This window comes from Neobacillus sp. DY30, from assembly GCF_030123065.1.
GTDB lineage: Bacteria > Bacillota > Bacilli > Bacillales > Cytobacillaceae > Neobacillus.
Window position 1 is genome coordinate 2270902 of record NZ_CP126093.1, and the last position, 12270, is coordinate 2283171.

Annotated in this window: 11 protein-coding genes; all 11 read left to right on the forward strand. The window is 38.8% G+C overall.

Annotation, left to right across the window (positions count from 1 at the left end):
- The first annotated feature begins 44 nt into the window (after positions 1-44).
- The 11 genes from QNH29_RS10960 to QNH29_RS11010 all read left to right on the forward strand — a co-directional run bounded on the left by QNH29_RS10960 (position 45) and on the right by QNH29_RS11010 (position 11904).
- Positions 45-1508, forward strand: coding sequence for an aldehyde dehydrogenase (locus tag QNH29_RS10960; protein ID WP_283864805.1), 1464 nt, complete (start codon positions 45-47; stop codon positions 1506-1508).
- A 15-nt stretch (positions 1509-1523) separates the two neighbouring features.
- Positions 1524-2300 (forward strand): 2-keto-4-pentenoate hydratase, encoded by a 777-nt coding sequence (locus QNH29_RS10965; protein WP_283864806.1) that lies wholly within the window; start codon positions 1524-1526, stop codon positions 2298-2300.
- 18 nt (positions 2301-2318) lie between these two features.
- Complete coding sequence (locus QNH29_RS10970) at positions 2319-3101, forward strand: 2-keto-4-pentenoate hydratase (RefSeq protein ID WP_283864807.1); 783 nt, start codon at positions 2319-2321, stop codon at positions 3099-3101.
- A 24-nt stretch (positions 3102-3125) separates the two neighbouring features.
- Complete coding sequence (locus QNH29_RS10975; protein WP_179599365.1) at positions 3126-3308, forward strand: 4-oxalocrotonate tautomerase; 183 nt, start codon at positions 3126-3128, stop codon at positions 3306-3308.
- A 610-nt stretch (positions 3309-3918) separates the two neighbouring features.
- Complete coding sequence (locus QNH29_RS10980) at positions 3919-4767, forward strand: DODA-type extradiol aromatic ring-opening family dioxygenase (RefSeq protein ID WP_283865598.1); 849 nt, start codon at positions 3919-3921, stop codon at positions 4765-4767.
- Between the two features lie 20 nt (positions 4768-4787).
- Complete coding sequence (gene pobA / locus QNH29_RS10985) at positions 4788-5993, forward strand: 4-hydroxybenzoate 3-monooxygenase (protein ID WP_283864808.1); 1206 nt, start codon at positions 4788-4790, stop codon at positions 5991-5993.
- A gap of 461 nt (positions 5994-6454) precedes the next feature.
- Positions 6455-7747, forward strand: coding sequence for an ABC transporter substrate-binding protein (locus tag QNH29_RS10990; RefSeq protein WP_283864809.1), 1293 nt, complete (start codon positions 6455-6457; stop codon positions 7745-7747).
- 116 nt (positions 7748-7863) lie between these two features.
- A complete protein-coding gene (locus QNH29_RS10995; protein WP_283864810.1) occupies positions 7864-8805 on the forward strand; it encodes a carbohydrate ABC transporter permease in 942 nt (313 codons plus the stop codon).
- Positions 8806-9621 (forward strand): carbohydrate ABC transporter permease, encoded by an 816-nt coding sequence (locus QNH29_RS11000; protein WP_283864811.1) that lies wholly within the window; start codon positions 8806-8808, stop codon positions 9619-9621.
- 151 nt (positions 9622-9772) lie between these two features.
- On the forward strand, positions 9773-11116 hold the full coding sequence (locus QNH29_RS11005) for an ADP-ribosylglycohydrolase family protein (RefSeq protein ID WP_283864812.1): 1344 nt from the start codon (positions 9773-9775) through the stop codon (positions 11114-11116).
- A complete protein-coding gene (locus QNH29_RS11010; RefSeq protein WP_283864813.1) occupies positions 11113-11904 on the forward strand; it encodes a zinc-dependent alcohol dehydrogenase family protein in 792 nt (263 codons plus the stop codon). The genes QNH29_RS11005 and QNH29_RS11010 overlap by 4 nt, the downstream gene beginning before the upstream one ends.
- Positions 11905-12270 lie beyond the last annotated feature (366 nt).

A 12270-nucleotide genomic window follows, 5' to 3' on the forward strand; every position in this document is an offset into this window, starting at 1 on the left:
GTTACCATCAAATTATAAATTTTCCTACTAGGAGGAATCGTGATATGCAAGTAGAAACTAAAGTTAAAGCAATTAATTGTTTACACTTCATTAATGGGCAGTTTGTTGAATCTCAAAATAAAAAATCATTTGAAAATATTAATCCCGCCACAGAAGAAGTGTTAGGAACGGTTGCAGAAGGTGGAAAAGAAGAAGTAGATTATGCGGTAGCAGCTGCCAGAAGAGCATTAAACGGAAAGTGGAAAAATATGACGACAGGAGAACGTTCAAAAATCCTTCGTCGAATCGGTGATTTGATCCTAGAAAGACAAGAGGAATTAGCTCGTTTAGAATCATTGGATACGGGAAAACCGTTTTGGCTCGCAAATAGCATAGATATCCCGCGGGCAGCGTACAACTTCCATTTTTTTGCTGATTATATGATTTCTGTTAACACGGACGCCAATCAGCAGGATGACCAGGCGATTCATTATTCGTACCGCCGTCCAGTGGGGGTTGTGGGCATTATTAAACCTTGGAACCTGCCATTACTATTGTTAACTTGGAAACTTGCACCTTGTCTTGCGATGGGGAACACAGCCGTAATTAAACCAGCCGAGTGGACACCCATGACAGCAACAGTGTTGATGGAGATTTGTAAAGAAGCTGGAGTGCCAGATGGGGTTGTCAATCTCGTCCATGGTTTCGGTCCGAATTCTGCCGGCGGTGCCATTTCTGAACATCCAGATATCGATGCGATTTCCTTCATTGGTGAACCAGGTACAGGTTCTGCGATCATGAAAGCAGCATCAAGTTCCTTGAAAAAATTATCATTTGAACTAGGCGGTAAAAACCCAAACATTATTTTTGCCGACTCTGACCTTGATGAAGTCGTTGAAACCACCATTAAATCTAGTTTCATTAACCAAGGCGAAGTTTGCTTATGCGGATCACGAATTTATGTAGAACGACCAGCCTATGAAGAATTTTTGAAAAAATTTGTTGAGAAAGTAAAAACACTAAAAGTTGGTAAGCCGGAAAATGAAGATACTAAGGTAGGAGCATTAATCAGTAAAGAACATTATGACCGTGTAAATAGCTATATTGAGATTGCTCGAAATGATGGTGCGAACATTCTTACTGGCGGCAAACGCCCAGATGGATTTGACAAAGGATATTATTTAGAGCCAACCATTATTACTGGTTTGGACCGGAATTCCCGCTGTGTCCGTGAAGAAATATTTGGACCTGTCGTAACAGTAATGCCATTTGATATGGAAGAAGAAGTGATTGTACAGGCGAACGATAGCCATTATGGTTTAAGTGCAACCATCTGGACCAATGATTTAAGACGAGCTCACCGTGTTGCCCATCAAATTGAAGCGGGCATTATCTGGGTTAATACTTGGTTCTTACGCGATCTTCGTACCCCATTCGGCGGAATGAAAAACAGCGGTATCGGAAGAACCGGCGGCATGCATAGTATTGATTTCTATTCAGAATTATCGAATATTACAATTAAGCTTTAGAAGGGAGTAAGAGAATTGAACAGTAAAATAGAAGTGTTTGCTAAAACATTGGCAGAAGCAGAGTTTACAAGAGTTGGAATTGTACCGCTTACTTCAATGGATTCTGAGCTGACAGTAAAGGAAGCCTATTATGTCCAGCTCGAAAATATCAAGAAAAAGGTAGAACAAGGACAGAAAATCGTTGGAAAAAAGATTGGTTTAACTTCACTGGCCATGCAAAACCTTTTAGGTGTTGATGAGCCGGATTATGGACACCTATTAGACAGCATGGTGGTTGAAAACGGGGGATATATTTCCATCGAGAAAGTTTTACAGCCAAAGGTTGAGGCAGAGATTGCCTTTATTTTAAAAAAAGAATTACGTGGTCCAAATCTTACCGCTCTAGATGTTCTTCAGGCAACAGAATATATTGTTCCGGCGCTTGAAATCGTTGATAGCAGAGTAAAGGATTGGAAGATAAAACTGGCTGATACAGTTGCAGATAATGCTTCGTCTGGGTTTTATGTGCTTGGCGGCAAGCCAGTGAAGGTTGAAGACATCGATCTTGAACTGCTCGGAATGGCTTTTTATAAAAATGGCGAGTTAGTCAATACAGGGGTTGGCGCGGCTGCATTAGGCAATCCAGCCAATTGTGTTGCTTGGCTTGCTAATAAGCTGTCAGAATTTGATATCCCCTTGCGCGCAGGTGAAGTGATTCTCTCTGGAGCCTTATCGGCAGCGATAGAAGCGCGGGCAGGAGATACATTTACCGCTAGATTCGCACACATTGGGCAGGTAAGCGTCCATTTTTAGAACGGAGGAGAAATTTTCATGAGTCAATATAGGGAAATTGCCAACTACCTCGTTTCAGCGGAGGAGGAAAGGCGTGAAGTTCAAAAGGTAACGGTGAGTCAGAAGCCGGATTTAACGGTGGAGGAAGCGTATCTTGTTCAGCAAGAAATCGTAAACCGCAAATTAAATGAAGGAAGAAGAATTGTTGGTCCTAAGATGGGCTTAACCAGCTTTGCCAAAATGAAGCAAATGGGCATTGAAGAACCTATCTATGGATATGTGTTTGATTATATGTTGATTGAAAATGGCGGCAAAGTCCGCTTAAGTGATTTGATTCATCCGAAAGTAGAGGCAGAGGTTGCTTTTGTAATGGGAGCAGATCTTGAAGGTCCTGGAATAACTGGGGCACAGGTTCTCGCAAAAACGGAATACGTTCTCCCGGCATTGGAAATCATCGACAGCCGTTATGAAAACTTTCAATTTACGCTGCCGGACGTCATTGCTGACAATGCCTCAACCTCAAGGGTTGTGTTTGGAACATCCTTAAAAAAACCGGAACAATTTGAATTGGACCTTGTCGGCGCAACGCTTTCCATTAATGGTGAAATCAAGGAATTGGGTGCAGGTGCTGCTGTCCTAGGACACCCAGCCCATTCTGTGGCGATGCTTGCCAATATGCTGGCTCGAAAGGGTGATAAGGTCCGCAAAGGTGACGTGATCTTAACGGGCGGCATTACCGCTGCTGTCAAATTAAGCTATGGCGATATCGTAACCGGAAAATTTGATGGTTTTGGCGAAGTATCGTTTACCGTAACCGATTAAAAAATTGTAAGTGGAGGGTTATTCATGCCGATTATTCAAGTGCAAATGATGGAAGGAAGACCAAAAGAAAAAGTAGCAGAATTAATTCGGAATGTAACGAATACCGTTTCTGAAACCTTGGATGCTCCGAAAGAAAATATACGAGTAATCGTAACGGAAATCCCTAAGACGCACTGGGGGAAAGCTGGGGAGCCAGTAGAAAAATAACCATTTAGCTAAGCATGGTGGTAATTACTGCCATGCTAAGTTGATGCTTTACTGAAAATGGTAATTTAATTCGTTCTATAGTGACCGACGCGGATCTCGATAGAGAATTTATGGACTATGAAGCTCCTTTAGTGACCAGAGTGAAGCTTAAAATAAAATTTGAGTAACTATAGAGCTCTTATAGTGACCGAGATTTAGCTCGAAAAAGAATTTCGGTAACTATAGAGCTCTTATAGTGACCGAGATTTAGCTCGAAAAAGAATTTCGGTAACTATAGAGCTCTTATAGTGACCGAGATAAAGCTCGAAAAAGAACTTGGGTAACTATAGAGCTCTTATAGTGACCGAGATAAAGCTCGAAAAAGAATTTCGGTAACTATAGAGCTCTTATAGTGACCGAGATAAAGCTCGAAAAAGAATTTGGGTAACTATAGAGCTCTTATAGTGACCGAGATAAAGCTCGAAAAAGAATTTGGGTAACTATAGAGCTCTTATAGTGACCGAGATAAAGCTCGAAAAAGAATTTCGGTAACTATAGAGCTCTTATAGTGACGACCAGAAACTAGTAATAAAGCTTTCTTTGAATGAAAAATATTTTAGGGGGTTTTATGATGACGATTGAATTTAGTATGTTAGCTCCTCACGTTCCGAGTATGTGTCATGAGGATCTAGTACCTGAATTCCAAAGGGATATGGCTGCTTCGATGAAGGAAATTGGAAAACAGCTGAAGGAGATGAATCCAGATGTAATTGTATTGGTTTCCTGTCATTGGCCGTCTACTTTCTTCCATTATGTTGATTGCACACCTATTCATAAAGGAATCCTTACCGCATTTGAAGCACCCGATTTAATTAAGGATGTTGCTTACCATTATCCTGGTGATGAAGATTTGGCTAATCAATTAGTAAAAGCAGGAGAAGAAGCGGGCCTGCAGGTGCAAGGTGTAAATGATCCCTATTATCTTTGGGATTATGGAACTGTGGTTCCTTTACGCTATTTGGTTCCGAATGAAGATATCCCGGTCATCAATTTATCTGTTACCTTGGCCGCTAGTTTAGAAGAAACATATAAATGGGGGCAAACCATTGCCAAAGTATTAAGAGAGACTGACAAAAAGGTTGTATTTGTTTCCAGTGGTGCACTTTCTCATAATTTAGTCCGTGGCAGACATAATAAGCCAACCGTTACTGAACATGCAATGGATAAACAGTTTATAGAATTTATGATGAATAAAAACTATCAAGCAGCTTATGAAATGCTGCCTGAATATACGAGGTTTGCCAGAGTCGAGTCAGGGGGACGTCACCTTGCAATGTTGTTCAGTATGATAGAGGAAGGCTGGGAGCCTGCTTTTTTGGCTGATGGTCAATCATCCGGAAGCTGGAACGCCGTCATTACATTTGGAAAAAAAGCAGCTGCAATCTCTGAAACTATTGAAGAAACAGAATTTGCTAAATAACTCTGGATAGGAGGGATCATATGCGTACACAAGTAGGAATTATCGGAGCAGGTCCTGCTGGACTTTTGCTGTCACATTTATTGCATTTACAAGGAATTGATTCTATCATTCTAGAATCGCGCTCGAGGGAAGAAATTGAAGGAACCATTCGTGCAGGTGTCCTTGAACAGGGAACGGTCGATTTATTGAATGCAACTGGTGTCGGTGACCGAATGATGAAGGAAGGGCATTTTCACCATGGAATTGAATTGCAATTCAATGGGAAAAGACATCGGATTGATATGCATGAACTAACCGGAGGGAAAAAGATTACCGTTTATGCTCAGCATGAGGTGATTAAAGATTTAGTCGCAGCACGTCTGGAAGCAGGTGCAAAGATTTATTTTAATGTTAAGGATGTCAGCCTTCATCAAATAGAAACATCAACACCTAAAATCCGGTTCCTTCCTGAAAATGGAACAGATGCAGAAGAACTAAACTGTGATTTTATTGCGGGCTGTGATGGGTTTCATGGACCGAGCCGGCAGGCAATTCCAACAAACCTCCGGGTTGAAAAACAAAAAATATATCCTTATGGCTGGTTAGGAATTCTTGCAAAAACACCAACTGTTAATCCTGAATTAATTTATTCCAACCATGAAAGAGGTTTTGCGTTAATAAGCACAAGGTCGCCTGAAATCCAGCGGCACTATATTCAAGTGGACCCAAAGAATGATATAGCTGATTGGTCAGATGATCGTATTTGGTCTGAACTTCATGCACGTGTTGATATGGATGGCTGGAGCATGCTGGATGGACCGATTATTCAAAAGAATATTGTTTCCATGCGCAGTTTCGTATGTGAAACGATGCGCTATGGGAATCTATTCCTTGCGGGTGACGCTGCCCATATTGTCCCCCCAACAGGTGCGAAAGGTTTAAACTTAGCAGCAGCCGACATTCAAGTATTGGCAAGGGGCTTGGGCGAATATTATCATTCGGGTGAGGATGATATTCTTACTCGTTATGCAGAAATTTGTCTCCGCCGTATTTGGAAAGCGCAAAGATTTTCTTACTGGATGACTACTATGCTGCATCGGAACGTTGAGCATAGCCCGTTTGAATATAATATCCAATTGGCTGAGTTAGATTATGTGACTTCCTCACAGGCAGCTGCGGCAAGTCTAGCGGAAAATTACGTCGGGTTACCGATGGAAATAAAGAGTAATTATTCGATAAAGATTTAATTAAGTCTGATATGAAAGCGAATACAAACATAGCTAAAATAATTATGGCACCTTCCACAAAGGAGGGTGCCTTTGAACATTTTCCTAGAGTAGTATCTATTAGATAAAATACTTAATTATATTTATTTTTAACAAAACACTAAGGATAATGTAGAAAGTAATTTCTAATTATTGGGCTTTAACCTGTAAAACTGTTAAATACATATGTAATCAGGATGTATAAATTTAAAAAATAATCAAATATAATTACGATGTAAACGCTTTAATTGGTAGTTTGATTGAATCAATTAACTTTTATACAGGTGATGGAGGTGTAATGGGAATTAATTAATACTAGGTGTTTTATACAAAGCACCAATTTAAACTTAATAAAGTTTGATATTCACATTGAAACAAAAATGAAAATTTTTATCGAACTCTGGTCGATTATTTCATGTGTTATTAGATAAAAAGGAGGCTGTATGATGAAGAGTTTTAGGAATGCAAGGAAAGGAATTCTTCCAGTTTTATTATTAGTAGTTTTGGTTATCTCAGGTTGCAGCTCGAAGTCCTCAGGAGAATCCAAGAACGTCATTACAGTTCCTGATGCTGCCATCTGGGGGGAGGAAAGTTCAGCTTTACAAACTATGTATGATTTATATCAAAAAGATCACCCTGAATATAAGATTAAACAAGTAACCATAAAGGAAGTTGAAACGGCCTTAGCTGCCGGTGAGGGATCTGATCTACTCCTAATGGACCCTTTTGTCGCAAAAGAGAGTTTTAAGCAGGGATATGTGGAGCCGTTAGATAAATATTATGAAAAATATCAATACGATAAAGAGATGTTCCAATGGGCTAAGAATGCATATGCCTTTGAGGGAAAAACAATTGGAATCCCATGGAACTACGAAGGTCTGGTTCTAGTCTATAACAAAACATTGTTTAAGGAAAACAACTGGGAGGTTCCTCAAAATTACAGCGAATTGGAAAGTCTAATCAAGGAATTAAAAAAGAAGGACTTGATTCCTCTAGCATGGGGAACGGCTGATTGTGCGAGTTGTGATAACTGGTGGATATCTAGCATAGTGAATAGTACATTAGGTCAGGACGGTACGAAACAACTGTTTTCCGGAGATAAAAAGTGGACAGACCCTGAAATGATAGAGGCTGTTCAGCGTTATTCTGATTTTTGGAATAATGGATATCTTAGCGATAAAAAATCCCATGCTATTTCTCAAGAAGATAGCATGCAGTTATTTGCACAGGGAAAGGCTGCCATGAAATTAGACGGTACATGGTCTCTCGCATCTGACCTTCAAACGGGCTTTGATATCGGATATGCTCCTTTCCCCAGCTGGGATCCTAATGGAAAGCCTGTTATTCCTCTTGGAGTCGGAGGCGGTTTAGTAATTAATGCGAAATCCAAACACAAAGATCAAGTGGCAGAACTATTGAGTTATTTCTTTCATGAGGATGTTGTAGAGGAAATGGCTAAGAATGGGATTCCGGAGCCTATAAATGCAGATTTCAGTAATATGGACTTAAAACCTAATGTAGCTGAAGCACTTAATTTAATTAGTGAAGCTGCCTCTAAGGGAGAGACGGGTTACGTAAGTTGGTCTTATGGTTCTCCGCGTGTAGTAAATGCTATACAGGAATTTCCAAACGTATACCTTAAGAAAACAACTCCTGAAAAATGGCTGGAAAAGTTACAAGAACTAAAAGAGAAGGATATTGTTGAAAAAACTCTTTTTGATCTAGGTAACTACTAATAACGGTTGAAAGAAGGAGAATGAAACATTTCTCCTTCTTTCTCTAAATATTTAATAGTTTTCTAGATTACAAGTTCTTGCGTTAATCATTCCACTTTCTGAAAGGAGTACAGCTTATGCAAACGATGAATACGAATTTAAAGACTTCCAGTTCTGTCATTCTAGATTCCAAGGTACACAAGAAACACACTAGGAAACGAAATTGGGTGGGATGGTTTTTTATTTTGCCGGGTCTTTTGTTTCATATTTTAGCTGTGACCATTCCTGCCGTCATGTCATTATATTTGCCATTTACAGAATGGAACGGACTGAATACCCCAAAGTTTATAGGAATAGCAAACTTTATTGAAGCTTTCCAAGACAGTGTCGTTTTTACAGCATTTTTTAATAATATAAAATGGACTCTTTTCTGGATCACCATTCCCCTTATCTTTTCATTTTTAATTGCGTATTTGTTGAGAAAAGTAAATAAAGGACAAACATTTTATCAAGCAACTTATTTCTCTACTTCCATTATTACCGTAACAGTAGCAGGTCAAATTTGGTTTTGGATTTATAATCCGTTCAGCGGTGTTAATTTTTATTTGGATAAAGCAGGTTTAGGATTTATAGAAGTGCCAGGTCTAACAATTCCTGCCATTGCATTATTTTCAGTCTTATTTGCTGATATGTGGAAAGGTTTTGGTACGAATGTCATTTGGTTATTAGCCGCAATGACTCAAACGGATAAATCTTTAGAAGAGGCTGCGAAAATAGAGGGAGCGAATCGTTTCCAAATTTTGAGGCATGTTTTTCTCCCACAATTGCGCCCGACATTAACAGTTATTACTCTATTAACCATTTTAGGATCTTTTGGAGCATTTGAAATGGTTTACGTAATGACGTCCGGCGGACCAGCTCATTCTACGGAAACATTATCTACTTATTACTACTCATTAAGTACTAGCGGCAGACGGGCTGGATATGCTTCAGCTGTTGCCTTGTTCCAGACTTTTATTGCAATCTTTATCATTATTGCATTTGCATATATTAGAAAAAAGAAGGGATGGGATGTATAAATGTCAATACCAAAAATTAATTGGCGCCATATTCCTTTAATTTTAGTGAGCATATATTCTCTATTTCCGATGTACCTGCTTCTTATTAATTCCTTTAAAACAAAGTCCGAAATTATTACAAACCCAATGGGGCTGCCATCAGTTTGGACATTCGAAAACTATAGCAATGCATGGATTCAAGGAAATTATAGTGTGGCTTACATTAACACAATCATTATTACGGGAACAACCGTTATTTTAGTTGCGATTCTTTCAGGATTAGCAGCATACGGTCTTTCCCATTTGCAAACTCCTGGTTCTAATTGGCTTATGGGCTATTTGTTTATTTCTATGAGTTTGCCTGTTGGGTTTATCCCTTTGTTCTTTATGGCTGTGAAATTTGGGCTAATAAATACTTATATGGGTGTCATTATCCCTTATGTTGGCGGGGGTTTTGCCTTTAATGTATTTTTACTTCGGGCTTATATGATTGGGATTCCAAAAGAGTTGGTAGAGTCCGCAAAAGTGGATGGGTGCAATTCATTGCAAGCTTTCTTTAAAATCATTGTACCGCTCAGTAAACCCGCTTTTATAATCGTGATGATCTTCTCTACACTTGGAACTTGGAATGAATTCTTTTTGGCAAATGCTTTATTACAAATAGAGGAAGTTAGAACGGTATCAGCTCAGTATTTAAGCTTTGGAAGCAAATATAGTACAAACTGGGCACTTATGGCAGCTGGAGGAGTAATAAGTGTTATTCCAATGATTCTTTTATTCCTCTTTATGACGAGAAAGTTCGTTGCCGGGTTGCAAGAAGGTGGCGTGAAGTTTTAATGACACGAGTTTAACAATAGTTACATAATCATTTTATGTTGGTTATGTTTATGATTAAATAGATTTTCATTAAATTTGAATAAAAAACTTATAAAAACAGAAGGGACTGATTCCTACGTATTCATTATTACCGGTAATTATAGATTATGAGTTGCAACAAAAGCTAGAAGAAGGTTGTGAAGTTGGTAACTTAAGAAAGCAATTTGATGAATGGCTTTTTTCTAAAGGGTGCAGCAAAAGAGAAGTCTTCTTCGCAATCCTTGAAAAAGAATTAGTATATAACAAAGAGGATGAAAAAGAACTGGTACCAATTTATGAACAGCTTCTACAATTGACCAATCAAGAAGAATTAGAAAATCATCCTGAGGAATTAAGACATATACTGCCCCCTTCTTCAGGAGTCTTTATAGATCCTCTAATAGACTTATCTAAGGAAGAACTGTTTGATAAAATTTATGGAGGATGGTTAGGACGTAGTACGGGGTGTACACTTGGAAAACCAGTTGAACTTTGGCCTTATGAAAAAGTTTGTTCCTATCTTAAGCTAACGAATTCCTTTCCTCTTAACGATTATATTCCTGCCCTAGAACCAATGCCTGAGGGCTATAAATTTAAGGAAGATTCTGAAACCGCTGTAAAAAATCGAGTAGACGGAACTCCTCGTGATGATGATATGGATTATCCTATCTTAAATCTTCAAGTACTTGATAAACATGGTTCCGCTTTTACCACAGAAGATGTTGCTCAAATGTGGCTGCTAACAATGCCGTATAGACTAGTTTATACAGCTGAACGTGTTGCCTATAGAAATTTTATATTGGGAAAAATACCCCCTGATACCGCTAATTATCGTAATCCATATAGAGAATGGATAGGTGCACAAATAAGGGCTGATCTTTGGGGATGGGTAAATCCAGGAAATCCCCAAGCAGCGGCTGAAATGGCATACCGCGATGCGAAGCTATCACACACCAGTAATGGACTGTATGGTGAATTATGGGTATCGGCCATGATTTCTGAAGCTTTTGTCAGGAGCAATGTAGGGGAAATCATTAATCAGGGGTTATCGTTTATCCCTCCTTCATCACGTTTAGCCAAAATGATTAACCAAGTTATTCAGTGGTCCCACCAATTTGAAAACTGGGAAGAATGCTTCCAAAAAATTCAGGAATACTATGGGGACTACAATGCAGTACACACAATAAATAATGCTGCAATAGTAACGATGGCCTTACTATATAGTAAAGGCGACTTCCATAAAGGTATAACAATAGCAGTTATGGCAGGGTGGGATACGGATTGTAATGGTGCTACAGTGGGTTCTATCCTTGGAGTAATGAATGGAGCTTCTAAATTACCTAAGCAATGGATTTCTCCTTTAAATGATACCATTACAACTCTAGTGGGCATGGACCGTGTCATTAAAATATCTACGCTCGCAGAACGGACTATGTTTCATGCTCTTAATCATACTATTGGGGTAAATAGACAATGAGGGCAGCCGTATTAACGAAAAAAATGGAGATGAAAATTAAGGAACTTTCCATTCCATCTCCATTAGAAAATGAAGTAATCATAAATGTTAAAGCCTGTGGTATTTGTGGTACTGATCAGCATATATATCATGGGCAACCTGGGTCTGCACAGGTAGAATTTCCGATCGTGTTAGGTCACGAATTATCTGGTGAAATTGTAAGACTCGGCGAAAAGGTAACTAAGTTTAATTTAGGTGACCGTGTCTCGATAGACCCGAATATATATTGTGGTGAATGTGAGTATTGTCGAGGGAATCGTCAACATCTTTGTGAAAATCTCCAAGCAATTGGAGTTACTAGAGATGGAGGAATGGGAGAGTACTGTGCTGTTCCTTCTAGTAATTGTTATATAATACCGGATGGGATTTCATTTGAAGAAGGGGCCATGATTGAACCGCTTGGTTGTGTATTGCATGGGTTTTCTCAAATAAAAATATGGCCAGGTGCCTCTGTGTTAATAGTAGGGGGCGGATATATCGGATTAATGATGTTGCAAATGGCAAAAATGTATGGAGCATTTCCAATTGTAGTAAGTGAACCTGATATAACGAAACATGAACTTGCCATCCAATTAGGCGGTGATGAAGTAATCACCCCGGAAGAACTCTCTCAACATTTAATAGGCTTTGATATCGTTATTGAATGTGTGGGTAGAAAAGAAAGTATGGAACAGGCTGTAAAAATGGCGAAAAAAGGCGGCAATATTTTATTGTTTGGTGTAGCAGCACCAGATATGAAAATTGAATAAGTCCATTTGATATTTTTTCAAAAGAGTTAAACATAAAAGGATCTTTTATTAATCCACATACACATGACCATGCGATATCGTTAGTTCAACAGGGTAAGATACAAATTAAACCTTTGTTAAGTCACTATTTCAGGTTGGAAGATATACCGACCATAATGAATGATTATCGTAAGATGAATGTAATGAAGGGAATAATCCGATATTCGGAAAAAATATAAAATAACAGGAAGAAATTTGGTATATCCAATTTATAAGCATGGTGTAGTTTATTCAAAGCATTTGATGCGATATCGCAGCGAGTGCTTTTTTCTCTTTTTTTCTGTGGTATCCTTCTTAACCCCTAAAATACTAATAACACATGGTATA